This window comes from Streptomyces sediminimaris (assembly GCF_047049295.1).
GTDB lineage: Bacteria > Actinomycetota > Actinomycetes > Streptomycetales > Streptomycetaceae > Streptomyces > Streptomyces sediminimaris.
The window spans coordinates 6,321,379-6,336,782 of record NZ_JBJWOT010000001.1 but is presented as its reverse complement, the minus strand read 5'-3'; the positions used below and the strand labels follow the sequence as shown (position 1 = coordinate 6,336,782).

Genomic DNA, 15,404 nt, shown 5'->3' with positions numbered 1-15,404 from the left:
GTCACCACGCGGCTTCGACGTCGTCGATATCGTTCTGGGTCAAGTCGGCCAGCGAGAAGTCGGACGGGCTGTGGCCGCCCGCATCCGGGGAGAGGGCGTGCCGGACGATGCCTTGGAGGGCCGCCGTCCACCGCCGGCCGAGGTCGATGAGGTCGGCGTCGGACCACAGCCGCCGTGCCCCGCTCCAGGTGACCGTCAGCCGGGGGCCGGTGGCGGCGTCGTGCACGACGGCGTGCACCTCGAGGCCGTGTGCGACGGGCAGGCCGGGGTCGGTGGTCGTCACCATGACCGCCTCGGGGGCTATGCCCCAGCCCGGTTCGCCGCCCAGCGGGGCGCCGGGGGCGGCGAACCGCCCCAGGTAGTTGAAGCCGATCTGCGGAGTGCCGAGGCGGGCGAGCACCTCGCGGCAGCCGGGGGCGAGGTGGCGCAGCAGCCCGAAGCCGATGCCCCCGTCCGGCGCCGCGCACGCCTGCTCCTTGACCCGCTTGACGGCGTCGCCCAGGCGCGGCGCGCCCGAGGTCACGTCGGCCCAGGCGATCCGGCCGGGGTCGATCCTGACCGGGTGCAGAGTGGTGAACCAGCCGAGCGTCCGCGACACGTCGGCGCCCGGGACCACGTCCTCGCGGCCGTGGCCCTCGACGTCGACGAGCACGCCGTCGGCCGTGTCGTCCCCGCGGTCGCGGCGCCACGCGGCCACGGCCAGTGCGAGCGCCGTCAGCAGCACGTCCTCGGCGCCGCAGTGGAAGGCGGCCGGCACGGTCGTCAGCAGGGGGCCGACAACGTCCTCCGGGAGAGTGGTGACGGTGTCGACGGTGTCGGCGGCGAGGTCGAGCCGGGGGTCGGCGAGCTTCGGCGTCAGCAGCGGGTCGGGGACGCCGAGGACGTCCATCCAGCGGGGCAGTTCGGCGAGCCGGTCGGGCTGAGTGGCCTGCGCGGTGAGGCGGCGCGCCCAGTGGCGCAGCGAGGTGCCGACCGGCGGCAGGTCCGGTGTGCGGCCGGCCGCCGCCTGGGTGTACGCCTGGATCAGGTCGTCGGTCAGGATGCGCCAGGAGACTCCGTCGACGGCCAGGTGGTGGACGACGAGGAGGAGCCGGCCGGACGCGTGCGGCCCTCGGTCGAACCAGACGAGCCGCGCGATCCGCCCGGTGTACGGGTCGAGCCGGTCGGCCGCGGCCGTGACATCGGCACGGGCCCGGTCGGCGAGAACGCCGTCGCTCAGGCCGGTCGCGTCGACGCGGCGCACCAGGTCGGTGTCGGGAGTCGGTCCGGGCGGCTGGATCTCCAGGGCCCAAGAGTCGTCCTGGTCGACCAGTTTCAGGCGGAGCGCGTCGTGGGTGTCGGTCACTGCGCGGACGGCGGCCCGGAGTGCTTCCGGGGACAGGCCGGGTGGGCAGGACAGCAGGAGGGACTGGGCGAAGCGGTGCACCGGGGCGCCGCGTTCACGCATCCACTCGACGATGGGGGTGGCCGGGACCGGGCCGGTGCCGGTGTCACCGGGTGCGCCGTCTTCGGGGTCGTCCGTTGTGGCGGCGCTACGGCTCAGCTCCTGCGCGGTCCGGTGCGCGAAGACGTCCCGCACGGCGAACGTGAGCCCTTCGGCGCGGGCGGCGCTCACCAGCCGGATGGCGCAGATGCTGTCACCGCCGAGACCGAAGAAGTCGTCGTCGGCACCGACCGTGTCCCGCCCGAGCACCCGGGCCATGAGCGTGCACAGCAGGTGCTCGGCCTGGCCGGCGGGGGCGCGTCCGCTCGGCCGGGCGGCGGTCGCGGGCAGGGCCGCGCGGTCCAGCTTGCCGTGCGCGGTCACCGGCAGGGCGTCGAGGACGACGATCTCGTGTGGCACCAGGTACTGCGGCACGCGGCGCCCGGCGAAGGCGCGCAGCACGTCACGGGTGGGCCGGCCGCCCTCCGCCGGGACGACGTAGGCGACCAGCCGCGCCTCCCCGCTGTCCTCGCAGCGGACCTCGGCCACGGCCTGGGCGACCGCCGGGTGCTCCCGCAGGACCGCCTCGACCTGGCCGGGTTCGACGCGGAAGCCGCGGAGCTTGACCTGCCGGTCGGTGCGCCCCCGGTACTCCAGGACGCCGTCCGGGGTCCAGCGGGCGAGGTCACCGGTGCGGTACATGCGCTCCCCCACCGGACCGAACGGGTCGGCGACGAACCGCTCCGCGGTGTGCGCGGGCCGACCCAGGTAGCCGCGGGCGACCCCGGCGCCGGCCAGGTACAGCTCGCCCGTGGCGCCCGGGGGCAGCGGTTGCAGACCGGCGTCCAGGACGTAGGCGCGCATACCGGTGAGCGGGCGGCCGATGGGCACGACGCGGGCCTCGGGTGCGAGGTCGCGTACGGCGTGGCTGGTGGCGAAGGTGGTGGTCTCCGTCGGGCCGTAGCCGTTGACCACGACGGTGTCCGGGCAGGCGGCCAGCACCCGCCGGACCATCGACGGCGCGATCTCCTCGCCGCCCGCCCACACCTGGCGGACGCCCGCGAAGCAGTCGGGCCGGTACTCGGCGACGACGGCGAACAGCGCGGCGGTGAGCCACAGCGCGCTGGGCCGGTGACGGACGATCAGGTCCGCGTACTCCTCGGCGTCCAGTTCGTGCGCGGGGGCGAGGATGAGCCGGCCCCCCTGGAGCAGCGGCGCCCAGATCTCGAACGTCGACGCGTCGAAGGCGGCGGGCGAGTGCACGAGGACGTCGGCGCAGACACCGTCGCCGAAGCGCGGGTCGGTGGCCAGGGCGGCGATGTCGCGGTGGGTCACCACGATGCCCTTGGGCTGCCCCGTCGAGCCGGACGTGTACATGACGTAGGCGGCAGAGAGCGGGTGCGGCGGGACCGCGTCCCGTGCCGCCGGTGCCGGCGCCGCGTCCAGGTCGTCCAGCACCAGGCGTGGCGCCACCGTGTCCGGCAGCCGGCCGACGTCGGTGTCGCGGGAGATGAGCACGACTTTCGGCCGGGTCTCGCCGAGCATCGCCGCGACCTGGGCGGCCGGATAGCGGGGGTCGATCGGTACGTAGGCGGCGCCGGCCTTGAGTACGGCGAGCAGCGCGACCACGAACTCCGGTGAGCGCGGCAGCGCCACGGCGACCGTGTCCCCGGCGCGGACGCCGTGCCTGGCCAGGGCGCGGGACCACCGGTCGGCGCGTGCGTCCAGGTCGGCATAGGTGAGGTCGCGGCCGTCCGCCGAGACCGCGATCGCGGCCGGGGTGGCGGCGGCCTGCCGGGCGAAGAGGCCGGTGACGGTCGCCTCGGGCAGGTCCGCCGCGCCGGGGGTTCCCGCGGTCAGCAGGCGGGCGCGCTCCTCGGCCGTGAGCAGGTCGATCCGGTCGACGGAGCGGCCGGGGTCGGAGGCGGCCCCGGTGAGCAGCCGCGCGAACCGGTCGAACAGGGCCCGCACGGTCTCCCGTTCGAACAGGTCGGAGGCGTACTCGAGGTAGCCGTCGAGGCCGGCCGGCGCGCCGTCGGGCGTGTGCCGTTCGACCAGGCTGAGGAAGAGGTCGAACTTGACGGACCCGGTGCGGCCGAGCTCGGTGGAGACGGTGAGGCCAGGCAGGGTGAACTCCCCGGCGGGAGCCGTGTCCTGGAGACCCAGCATCACCTGGAACAGGGGGTGGCGGGCCAGCGACCGTTCGGGCGCGAGGGCGTCCGTGAGGTACTCGAAGGGCACGTCCTGGTGGGCGTAGGCAGCCAGCGCCGTCTCGCGGACCCGCTGGAGCAGCTCGGTGAAGGCCGGGCGGCCGGACACGTCGGTGCGCAGCACGAGGGTGTTCACGAAGGCGCCGACCACGTCGTCCAGCGCCTGGTCGAGCCGGCCCGCGACGGGGCTGCCGACGGCGATGTCGTCACCGGCACCGAGGCGGGAGAGCAGAGCCGCGAGGCCGGCGTGCAGGACCATGAACAGGCTGGCGCCCGAGGCCCGGCCCAGGTCAACGAGGCGGCGGTGCAGTTCGGCGTCGAGAGAGACGCTGATGTGGTCGCCGATGTAGGAGGCGGCGGCGGGCCGCGGCCGGTCCGTGGGCAGCTCGATCTGCTCGGGCAGTCCGGCCAGCTGCTCGCGCCAGTACGCCACCTGCGTCTCCAGCAGGCCGCCGCCGGGGCCGTCCGCCGCGAGCAGTTCTTTCTGCCAGAGCGTGTAGTCGCTGTAGCGCACCGGTGGCGGATCGAGCCGGGGGGCGCGGCCGGCGGTGCGGGCGGCGTAGGCACGGTCGAGGTCGCGGGCGATCAGCCGCATGGACAGCGCGTCGCAGGCGCAGTGGTGCAGGACGAGCAGCAGGACGTGCGCGTCTGCGCCGGTACGGAACAGTTCGGCGCGCAGCGGTGGTTCGACGGCGAGGTCGAAGGGGCGGCGGGCGGCCGCGGCGAGGCGTTCGTCGAGTTCGGCCTCGGTGACGGGGGTCGCGGCCAGGGCGGGCGCGGCGGGCGGCAGCACCTGCTGGAGGAGGCGGCCGTCGACATACGGAAGGACGGTGCGCAGGCTCTCGTGGCGCGCGAGGACGTCCCCGACGGCGGCGCTGAGAGCGGGCACATCCAGGGGGCCGTCGATGCGCAGCACCGAGGGGATGTGGTAGGCGCCGCCGGGGCCGTCCATCTGCTGGAGGAACCACATCCGGCGCTGCGCGTAGGAGGCTTCCAGCTCGGTGGGCCGCTCCCGCCGCACCAGGGGCGGGCGGGCCAGTCCGGCGTCGTCCAGGGCGGCGGTCACCGCGCGCGGGGTGGGGTCGTCGAACAGGACGCGCAGGTCCACCTCGACGGAGAACGTCGACCGGATGCGGGTGATCAGCGCGGTGGCGAGCACGGAGTGGCCGCCGAGGTCGAAGAAGTCGTCGTCGGGGCCCACCTCGGGTTCGTCGAGCACGAGCCCGAAGAGCGTGCGCATGATGTCGAGCCGGGAGGAGAGCCCGCCACCGGCGGGAGTGTGCCCGGGTTCAGTGGCCGTGGTCAGGGCGGCGCGGTCGAGCTTGCCGTTGGCGGTGAGCGGCAGCGCGTCGGTGCGGACGATCCGGCCGGGCACCATGTACTCGGGCAGCCGAGCGCGGACCGCCTCCTTGACCTGCTCGGGCGCGGGGTCGGCGCCGTCCTCGGCGACGACGAAGGCGACCAGGCGCCGGGCGTCCTCCCGCTCCTCGGTCAGCGCGACCGCGGCGAGCGCCACGCCGGAGCACTCGGCGAGCGCGGCCTCGATCTCGCCGGGCTCGATCCGGAAGCCGCGGACCTTCAGCTGGTCGTCCGAGCGCCCGACGAAGGTGAGCCGGCCGGCCGGGTCGCGGCGGGCCAGGTCGCCGGTGCGGTACATGCGCTCGCCGGGTCGCCCGTGCGGGTCGGTGACGAACCGCTGCGCGGTGAGGCCCGGGCGGCCCAGGTAGCCGCGGGCCAGGCCGGGTCCGCAGACGTACATCTCACCGATCGCGCCGACCGGCACGGGCCGCAGGCCTTCGTCGAGCAGATGGACCGTCAGGTCGGCGAGAGGGAAGCCGATCACGCTGTCCGGGCCCTGCTCGGGACCCAGCTCGACGTGGGTGACGTGGACCGTGGTCTCGGTGATGCCGTACATGTTCACCAGCGCCGGCCCGGTGCCGCCGTGGCGGCGGCGCCAGTCGGCGAGACGGGCGGGTTGGAGCGCCTCGCCGCCGAAGACCACGGTGCGCAGCCTCAGTCGGCGGCTCACCTCGGGCAGTTCCTGGTCGGCGGTCATGAGCTGGTAGAACGCCGAGGGCGTCTGGCTGAGCACGGTCACCCGCTCGTCGGCGAGCAGCCGCAGGAACCGCTGCGGCGCGCGGCTCACCTCGAAGGGCACGACGACCAGCCGGCCGCCGTGCAGCAGGGCGCCCCAGATCTCCCAGACGGAGAAGTCGAAGGCCGCCGAGTGGAACAGCGTCCACACGTCGCCCGGACCGTAGCCGAGTGGGTCGCGGGTGGTGGTGAAGAGGCGGACGACGTTCTCGTGGGTGGTGACGACGCCCTTCGGGCGGCCCGTGGATCCGGAGGTGTAGGTCAGGTAGGCGAGGCAGCCGGCCCGCAGCGGCCGGACCCGTTCCTCCGCGGCCACCGGCCGGGAGTCGCGGTCGTCGGCGTCGGCGCGGAACTCTGGGGCGTCGACGAGCAGGTGGTCCCGGTCGGTGGCGATCCGGGCCGCCGAGGAGGTGATCAACAGCTCGGGCGCCGAATCCTGGAGCATGTACGCGATACGGGCGGGTGGGTAGTCGGGGTCGACGGCGACATAGGCCGCGCCGGACTTGCACACGCCGAGCAGGGCGAGGATGAGGTCCGCGGAGCGGGGCAGCGCGACGGCGACGACGTCCTCCGGGCCGATGCCGCGGGCGATGAGGGCGCGGGCCAGCCGGTTCGACCGCTCGTCGAGTTCCCGGTACGACCAGGTGGTGCCGTCCGCCGTGAGGGCAGGGGCCTCCGGGGTGGCGGCGGCCTGCGCGGAGAACAGTTCGGGAAGGGTGGCCGCACCGGGGAGGGCGCCGGCCGCCGCGGTCGGGGGAGCCGGGTTCGCGGGCGCCGGAGCCTGGCCGCCGACGCTGCTCACCGGCTGGAAGGGATCCGTGGCGGTGAGCGCCTCCAGCGTCGCGGTGAACGCGTCGCGGTGGTCGGCCAGTTCCAGGTCCTCACGGCCGTTGACGTCGACCTGGAGGCCCTGCCCGTCCTGGCGGTCCCAGATCATGAACAGCAGGCTGCCCACCAGCCCGGAGGACAGGTTGCGCATCGTGCCGCGCGCCGCGCCGAACCGCAGGTCGTACGGGTGCGAGATGACGTTGACGACCGGCAGCAGGGACGTGGCATGTGCCATGCCGAGGTCCCGCTGGAGGTCCACGCCCCGGTAGCGCTGGTGTGCCACGGCCGCGGCCATCCGCTCGGCCACGTGCTCCAGCAGGGCCGCGACGGTCATGTCCGGGCGGACGGTGAGCGGCAACGGCAGGACGTTGGCGAGGTTCGCCGGGGTCTGCCGGGCGAGCTGACTGGCACGGGCGGAGAGCGGGAAGGCGAGGATGACGTTCTCGTCCCCGGTCCGCCGCTGGACGTGCAGCGCCACGGCGGCCGTGGCGACCACCGGCCAGGGTACCCGGATGCTGCGGGCGGTCGCCCGCACGGCGTCGAACCGCTCCTCGGACAGCCAGCGCGTCACGCCCCGGAACCCGACGGCCGCCCCACGGGACCGGCTGACGAGCGGGGAGGGCGACGGCCGTCCGCCCAGCTGCCCGAGCCAGAAGTCCCGGTCCTGCCGGAAGTCCGGCGCCGAGCGGTACGCGGCGTCCTCGTCGGCGAGTTCACGCAGCGAGCCGAACGGGTTCGGGCCGGGGTCACGCTCCTCGGTGAGCGCCGTGTAGACCTCGGCGACCCGGCGGGACACCAGGGAGGAGCCGTAGGCGTCCATGGCGATGTGGTGGTAGTTCTGGTACCACAGATGCCGCTCAGGGCCGAGGCGGAGCACCGCGTAACGGAACAGCGGACCGTCGGCGAGGTCGGTCGGCCGGGACAGCGCCCGGCGCATCCACGCGTCGGCCTCGGCCTCCGGGTCGTCGGCACCGGACAGGTCGACGGCGCTGAGCTCCCACGGCCGGTCCGGTTCGATGGACTGCGTGACCCGGCCGCGGTCCTGACGGAAGCGGCTGTGCACGGTGTCCAGGCCGGCGACGACCGCCCGCAATGCGCGCTCGAAGATCTCCGTGTCGAACTCGCCCTGCACATCGACGTACTCGCCGACCTGGTACACCGAATTGCCGTCGCTCAGCCGCTGTTCGGCAAACCAGATCTCACGCTGCGCTGCCAGCAGGGGCAGCATTGTGTCGGCGTTCAACAAGATCGACGACCTCCGAGATTTCCTACTGGAAGCGCGGAACACCCGGGAACCGAATCAGCCGGCATGTAAAGCCGGAACGGGCGGGCCGGGGAATGAACAATCGATACAGCGAATTCGCTCCGGCCGAACGTAACGGCGCCCCGGGCCCGGTACAAGGGCGGCGATCGCGCGGAGAAATGCGCGGCAGCCGGCCGCACCAGACCGCGACGGGCAGGTCATACGCGGTGCACGAGACTGCTGCGGTGTCCCGCCGGCGGGACATCACGATCGCTTTGCCGGGTCGGCGGGCGCGTCGACAACGACTCGGTTACTCGGCTAGGTTCCCATCACGCCGAAACACCGAGCGCACCCGGGACGTCGAAACTCCTGCACCCCTCCGCCACGGCTTTTACCGACGCGTCCCGTAAATCGTCCGCCAGAAATTTGAGGACGCACCCGGAGAGAATCCAGCATGACACTTGACACCCAGCAGTGGCAGCTATCGGAAACCGAGCTCGAGTTCTTCCGGGAGAACGGATACATCGGGCCGCTGACGATTTACACCCCGGAGGAGATGGACGCGCTGTGGCGCCGGGCCCGTCGTGAGGTCCTGGACCGTTCACACGCCGCCTACCCGGTCGACGAGGCGATGTCGGGCGCGACCAACATCGCGAACTACGACCGCCACCTCGACGTCGACCTGCTCATGAAACACGTGTGCAACCGGAAGATCACCGAGCGGGTCGCGTCCATCCTCGGACCCAACGTCCTGTGCTGGCGCACGGAGTTCTTCCCGAAGTACCCGGGCGACGAGGGCACCGACTGGCATCAGGCGGACACCTTCGCCAACGCCAGCGGCAAACCGCAGATCCTGTGGCCCGGCGAGACCGAAACCGAGTTCGGCAAGGGCACCATCACGGTGTGGACGGCGTTCACCGACGCCACCCGTGACAACGGCTGTCTGCAGGTCATCCCCGGCTCCCACCACCGGATGAACTACGACGAGACCAAGCGGATGACCTATGACACCGCCCAGATCAACTCCAAGGCCAAGGACGGCGTTCCGCGCGGCTTCTTCGGCTACGACTACCGCGAGCTCCAGATCGACCCGGACTGGAGGCCGTCCGAGGAGGACTCCTTCGACCTGGTGATGCGGCGTGGCCAGTGTGTGATCTTCTGGTCCACCCTGATGCACGCCTCGCTGCCCAACATCACGACGAAGAGCCACCGGATGGGCTTCGCCACCCGCTATGTCCCGACCAGCGTGCGGGTCTACCCGGACACCGACCGGGTCGACGAGTACGGCGGGAGCATCCCGCTCGACAAGTGGGGCGCGGTCCTCGTCAGCGGTGAGGACGACACCGCCCACAACAAGATCCTGCGCGAGTCACTGCGCGGCACCCCGATCTCCGAGTTCCTGAGCTGAGTCGGACCCCGCACCCCCGGCCGACTGGAGGAGTGCCCCCGCGTCGGGGCCCCTCCAGCCGGCCTGTGCCGCGCACCCCTGCCTGGAGGAGGGCACCCGCATGACCGTCACCCCAAGCTCCGTCACCCTGCCGATCGTCATGGGGGGTGCGGAGTTCGCCGCCGATCCGGCCGCCCACTACAGCTGGCTGCGGGAGAACGCCCCGCTGGGGCAGGTCCGGCTGGACTTCGGCGCGTTCTCCCAGGACGTCTGGGTGGTCTCGCGCTACGCGGACAGCAAGGCGATGCTCACCGATCCCCGCCTGCTGCGGTCCCCCTACGGAGCTCCGCCGGGCGTCGAGATCCCCGAGCACATCCGCCTGGTGAGCTCCACCCTGGACATGAAGGACGGGGACGAGCACCGCAGGCTGCGCTCCCTGGTGGCCGCTCCCTTCACGCCGAAACGCATCGAGCGTCTCGGCGAGCAGGTCCGGGTACTCGCCGAACGCCGACTGGACGCGCTCGGTGGCGGCGACGACCCGATCGACCTGCGCCAGGACTTCGCGCTCCCCGTGACCTACACCGTCATCGCCGACCTCGTCGGAGTCGGGGAACAGGACCGCGTCCGCTTCCAGCAGGGCGTCACGGCGCTGATGAGCGGGTTCAGCGGCTCCCGGGAGGACTGGGAGGCGCACGTGCGCGACCTCGTCGACGTCACCCGCGACCTGGTCGCCCGCAAGCGGGCCGAGCCCGCGGACGACCTCGTCAGCAGCCTGATCGAGGCCGAGGAGGCGGGCGACCGGCTGGACGACACCGAGCTGGTGGCCATGGTGTTCAGCCTGGTGACGGCGGGCTACGAGACGACGTACAACCTGATCACGAACGCGGTGGCCGCCCTACTGGACCACCCGGACCAGCTCGGCCTGCTCCTCGCGGCGTCGGACGACGAGGCGCTGTGGCGGTCGGCGGTCGACGAGGTGGCGCGGTATCTGCCGCCGATCACCGGCACCCGGCCGGCCACCGCGATCGAGGACATCGAATGGCACGGGCAGACGGTGGCCGCGGGGGCGTCGGTGCTGCCGCTGCTCGCGGCCGCCAACCGGGACCCGGAGGTGTTCGAGGAGCCGGAGCGCTTCGACATCACCCGCTCCCCCAACCCGCACCTCGGTTTCGGCCACGGTGTGCACTTCTGTCTCGGGGCCAACCTGGCCCGGATGGAGGCCCGGGTGGCGCTCCAGGTGCTGTTCGAGCGGCACCCCGGCGTGTCGCTGGCCGTCGGCCGTGACGAACTGGCCCTGGAGCCGATGCCGCTGTGGACACGCTTCCGCGAACTGCCGGTCGTCCTCGGATGACCGGGGCGCATCCGTACGCCCGACTGTCCGCCGATGCGCCGAGGAGACGGTGAGAGGACCATGCCGAACCGCACCGCTGTCGTCACCGGAGGAACCAAGGGAATCGGGGTCGCGCTGAGCCGGCGGCTGGCCCGGCTCGGCTACCACGTCGTCGCTGTCTACCGCGCCGACAAAGCCGCCGCGGACCTGCTGACCGAGGAACTCGGCCACCGGGTCGAGACGGTCCGGCTGGACGTCGCCGACCCGGAGGCGGTGACCGCCTTCGCCGAACGGGTGCTCTCCGCGCACGGCGCGCCCCAGGTGCTGGTCAACAACGCCGGCCGCAACATCGACGGGCCGTTCCTGGAGATGGCCGACGACGACTGGCGGCAGGTGCTGGACGCCAACCTGTCCGGGCCGTTCTATCTGACCAAGGCGTTCGCCCCGGCCATGCTCGGCCTGGGGGGCGGCGCCAGTGTCGTCAACGTCGGGGCGACGACCGCGATCCGGCCCCGGCTGAACGGCGTCAACTACTGCGCGAGCAAGGCGGGACTGCTGCATCTGACGAAGTGCCTCGCGCTGGAGCTGGCCCCCGCCGTCCGGGTCAACTGCCTGATTCCCGGAATGATCGACACCGAGGAGATGCGCACCCGGTACCGGGTCGCTGATCCGACGGCCCGCGCCGAGCTGCTCGCCGAGATCCCGCAGGGGCGGATCGGCTCCCCCGAGGAGATGGCGGACGCCCTGGAGTTCCTGGTCGGCGACGGGGCCCGCTACATCACCGGCCAGAAACTCATCGTCGACGGTGGCCAGTTCATGTGGTAGCGGTCACCGCCCTGTTCGAGAGAGAAGAGCCTTTCATGTTCGCACGCCTCGACCGGTATGCCGATTTCCTCAAGATCAGGTACCGCTCCGACTTTCTCAAGTCCGGCGAGTACTCCCTCGCCGAGGTCACTCCCGAACTGCGCCGGCGCATCGAGAGCGGGCAGTTCCACCGCATCGTCTTCTCCGGGATGGGCTGCTCCGCCATTGTTTCCGATGTGATCGGCACGTTCCTCAACGCCTCGGGCGCGGGAGTGGACGTCCTGGTCTTCAACGACTACGACTTCCCCTACCTCGTCCCGCGGTCGGTGGTCGACGACGAGGGGACGCTGTTCGTCATCAGCTCCTACAGCGGCCACTCCGAGGAGCCGGTCCGGGTCTTCCACCAGCTCGCGGGCCGCTACCACCGAACGCTGCTGCTGACCTCGGGCGGCCGACTGGCCGAGCTGGGCAGGCAGGCCGGGGTGTCGGTGGCCCGGTGGGAACTGAGTGAGCCGGACCGGGAGTACCCGCTCTTCCACGTCGGCCAGTACTTCGCGATCCTGCTCGACATGTTCCCGAGGCTGGGGCTGATCAAGGACGACCACCGGGCGGAGGTCGCCGCGCTGGCGGGCCAACTGGCCACCGACTTCACCCCCGCGCTGGAGGAGCTGGCCCGCGCCACCGCGCTGCGCTCGAGGGACGCGAACATCGTCATGCTGGCGTCGCCGAAGTGGTACACGAGCCTGCTGAAGCTGGCCAAGATGCACTTCAACGAGATGGCGATGGCACCGGCGACCCGGAACTTCTTCCACGAGTTCTGCCACAGCGAGGTCGCCACGCTCTCCGACCCGGCCCGCCGGCACAGCGTCCTGCTGTTCCGGGACAGCGATGACGACGCCTACACGCAGCAGAAGATGGACAACCTCGTCCGCCTGCTCACCCGCGACATCCCGCAGAACCGGAACATCGTAGTGACCGAGTTCGCGCTCGACCAGCCGACGTTCATGCGCAAGTACTTCACCGCGCTGGAGTTCGTCCAGCACACGGCGCTGCATCTGGGCCGCCTCTACGACACCAAGTCCCGCGACCTGATCTCCGAGTCCGCCGGCAACCCGTGGTACCACACGACCTCCATCCTGGCCGAGGCCGGAATGGCGAAGACGTCGGGCTGACCCCCCGAAGAACGCGGAGCCCCGGGCCCGGTGCGCCGGCGGATGCCGGACGGCGGACCCTACGCGCCCTCCGGCATCCGCGCGCCCCGCGCGTCCGGCACGTCCTGCCCGCTGCGGCGGACGATGGCCTCGATCCCGTCCAGCAGGACCGCCAGTCCGGCGTCGAAGGTCTCGGTCGCCTCCCGTTCCAGATACGGCTGTTCCGGGTCGGGCGGGGCCATGGCGGCCTCCGCGGCGAGCCGGACGACCGTGGGGAAGCGCTCGGCGAAGTCGGGCACGACCTCCTCGAAGGCCGCAGAGCGGGCGGCCCACCAGTCCTCGTCGGAGACACCTGTCGCGGCGGCGGCCTGCCGGGAGTCGACCACCGTCTGCGCCGCGCCCCGGACGTGGTTGATCAGCGTGCCGACGACCCGCCGCAGCACCTGCGCGCTCAGCCCGGTCGCGAAGAGGATGCGCAGGACGGTCTCCAGCATGGCGTTCTCGTTCGGCCCGAGCACGGGGCGCGCCTGGGAGACCTGGAGGGTCCAGGGATGGCGCAGGCAGAACGCCCAGTAGTCGTGCGTCCAGGCCGAGAGCGCGGCGCGCCAGCCGTCCGTGAGGTCGTAGTCGGTGGGCAGTTCGGCGAGGGCGCGGTCGTACATGAGGTCGACCAGCTCGTCCTTGCTGGGCACATACGTGTACAGCGCCATTCCGGTCCGCCCGACGCGCTTGCCCACCTCGCGCATGGAGACCGCGGAGATCCCCGAGGCGTCGGCGACGGCGATCCCGGCGTCCACGATCGCGTCCACGGTCAGTCCGGGCCGGGGTCCCGGACCGCTCCGGGTAACCGGCTCGCCAGGGGTGCGCCACAGCAAGGCCAAGGAACGACGGAAATCCCCCTGGCCGGCGAAAACGACCACCGCATCCCCTTGACTGGTGCCGGACTCGACGGTCATTACCTTACCCGGCCGTTCTTCGTGCGGGCCGCCGAAGCGTGTGACGGCCCTGCGACGGCTTTCATTGCATGGCTGCCTTCCGGCGCTCTTCGACGGCCGAGCCGGATTCCTTGCGCGCCATTCGGCGCAGTACCACGGGCGCCAGCAATAGACCGAGAGCGGCCCATGCGCCGAGTGTGCAGAATGTTTCGACATACCGCCAGGAATGGCCGATCTCCACGGCCGCGAACCGGCCCGGCAGCAAGGCGGCACGCATTCCCAGACCGAGCCAGTAGACGGGGAAGACCTGGGCGATCCACTGGAGCCATTCCGGCTCCTCGGTGACCGGGAAGAAAATGCCCGAAATACCGAAGAGCGCCAGCAGCGGGAACATGACGACACCGATGTTGCGCGGGTTGGTGAGCACCGACCCCAGGACGGCGCCGATCGGCATCGTCGCGAGCATCCCGAGCACCAGCACCCACGCCAGCGTGAACCAGGCGCCGACGCTGTCCAGGCGCACCCCGTCGAAGAGGAGGACACCTGGCACCAGCAGCAGGAGGGTGGTGATCAGGGTCGTCGCCGCAGAGTGGATGATCTTGCCGATCAGATGGGCGAGCATGCCGTTGGGGGCCGCCTTCGCGCGCAGCAGCGTGCCGTCCTCGCGTTCCATCAGCAGATTGAAGGCCACGGCCTGGAAGCCGTTGAAGGCGAGGGTCAGGCCCAGCAGGCCGGCCAGTGTGGTGGAGCCGAGAGAGAAACCGGTACCGCCGATGTGGGAGCCGCGCCGCAGCAGGGCGACGACGAGCAGGACGACCGGGATGAACAGCATGCCGAGGACGTCCTGGACGCTGGCGAGCGACTGGCGGGTCTCGATCCGGCCCGCCGCCAGTCCGCTGCGGACGGCGGTTGCGGTCGCGGTCACACTCACGACGACACCTCCACCGCCCGCTCGGCGGCCACCCGGGGTGCGCCCAGCGCCGGGAGTACGGCGTCGTCCCGGCCGGACTCGGCGGCGTGCACCATGGCCAGGTAGGTGTCCTCCAGGGTGGCCCGGCGGACCTCCAGCTTGTCGACGGCCTCCCCGTGCTCTGCGAACAGCTCACGGACGAACCGGGTCGGGGTCTTGGTCGAGGAAGTGAACCGTTCGCCGTCGCGGACCCAGCGCACCTCGGCGCCGGACTCCACCTGCCGGGCCAGTTCCTCCGGGGTGGCGTCGGCCACGATTCGCCCCCGGGCCAGGATCACGATGCGGTCGGCCAGCCTCTCGGCCTCGTCCAGATCGTGGGTGGTCAACAGGATCGTGGTGTCCTCGACCTCGGCGAGCCGGCGCACCAGCGCGTGGAACTCCTGACGGGCCTCCGGGTCGAAGCCCACGGTCGGCTCGTCGAGGAAGAGCACCTCGGGGCGGCCGACGATGCCGATCGCCACGTCGAGCCGGCGCCGCTGGCCGCCGGAGAGTTGTCCGACGCGTCGGCCGGCCTGCTCGGTGAGCCCGACGGCCTCCAGGAGTTCGTCCACGTCACGCGGGCGGGTGATCCGCTCGGTGGAGTAGGGCGCGTACAGGGAGCCGTAGTTTGCAAGGAACTCGCGGACGGGCCACTTCGCGTGGTCCCGCCAGGACTGGAGGACCACGCCGAGACGGGCCCGCCAGCGTTCGTCGCCGTGCGCCGGATCGGTGCCGAGCACCCGCACCTCACCGGCGGAGCGCAGCCGGAAGCCCTCGAGGATCTCGATCGTCGTCGTCTTCCCGGCGCCGTTGGGGCCGAGCAGCGCGACGACCTCGCCCCGGGCGACCCGGAAGGTCACACCGTGCAGGACCGCCGTGGATCCGTAGTCCATGCGCAGGTCGGCGACCTCGATGGCGGGCGCCGCCGTGTCCGCACTCACGTCACTCCCCCTCCTTCCGCTATCTCATTACAGCGTAAAACGTTAGCACGGGTCCCTCCCCGGCATCGGCGGCACGCCGGGAGACGGGAGGGAGAGGAGGGGAGCGGCC

General features: G+C 72.0%; 8 protein-coding genes. 4 read left to right on the top strand and 4 right to left on the bottom strand.

Going from position 1 to position 15,404, the window contains the following annotated elements:
• Window position 1 precedes the first annotated feature (1 nt).
• Window positions 2–7,798, bottom strand: a complete 7,797-nt coding sequence (locus ACJ9NR_RS29270) for an amino acid adenylation domain-containing protein (RefSeq protein WP_412491972.1) — start codon at window positions 7,796–7,798, stop codon at window positions 2–4.
• Window positions 7,799–8,252: 454 nt separating this feature from the next.
• Here ACJ9NR_RS29270 and ACJ9NR_RS29265 point away from each other — a divergent pair, with 454 nt between their 5' ends.
• The 4 genes from ACJ9NR_RS29265 (at window position 8,253) to ACJ9NR_RS29250 (ending at window position 12,491) form a co-directional block, all read left to right on the top strand.
• Window positions 8,253–9,206: a chlorinating enzyme gene (locus ACJ9NR_RS29265; protein WP_412491973.1), complete on the top strand. Its 954-nt coding sequence runs from the start codon at window positions 8,253–8,255 to the stop codon at window positions 9,204–9,206.
• A 100-nt stretch (window positions 9,207–9,306) separates the two neighbouring features.
• A complete protein-coding gene (locus tag ACJ9NR_RS29260) occupies window positions 9,307–10,536 on the top strand; it encodes a cytochrome P450 family protein (RefSeq protein ID WP_412491974.1) in 1,230 nt (409 codons plus the stop codon).
• A gap of 60 nt (window positions 10,537–10,596) precedes the next feature.
• Window positions 10,597–11,340, top strand: coding sequence for an SDR family NAD(P)-dependent oxidoreductase (locus tag ACJ9NR_RS29255; RefSeq protein ID WP_412491975.1), 744 nt, complete (start codon window positions 10,597–10,599; stop codon window positions 11,338–11,340).
• 35 nt (window positions 11,341–11,375) lie between these two features.
• Entirely contained in the window at window positions 11,376–12,491 is a 1,116-nt protein-coding gene (locus tag ACJ9NR_RS29250; RefSeq protein ID WP_412491976.1) for an SIS domain-containing protein, read from the top strand.
• Window positions 12,492–12,550: 59 nt separating this feature from the next.
• Here the strand turns inward: ACJ9NR_RS29250 and ACJ9NR_RS29245 are convergent, their stop codons facing one another.
• From ACJ9NR_RS29245 to ACJ9NR_RS29235, 3 genes are all read right to left on the bottom strand, one after another.
• Window positions 12,551–13,390 (bottom strand): TetR/AcrR family transcriptional regulator, encoded by an 840-nt coding sequence (locus tag ACJ9NR_RS29245; protein WP_412491977.1) that lies wholly within the window; start codon window positions 13,388–13,390, stop codon window positions 12,551–12,553.
• A gap of 97 nt (window positions 13,391–13,487) precedes the next feature.
• Window positions 13,488–14,330 (bottom strand): ABC transporter permease, encoded by an 843-nt coding sequence (locus ACJ9NR_RS29240; protein ID WP_412491978.1) that lies wholly within the window; start codon window positions 14,328–14,330, stop codon window positions 13,488–13,490.
• A 2-nt stretch (window positions 14,331–14,332) separates the two neighbouring features.
• Window positions 14,333–15,247, bottom strand: a complete 915-nt coding sequence (locus tag ACJ9NR_RS29235) for an ABC transporter ATP-binding protein (RefSeq protein WP_412492391.1) — start codon at window positions 15,245–15,247, stop codon at window positions 14,333–14,335.
• Window positions 15,248–15,404: the final 157 nt, after the last annotated feature.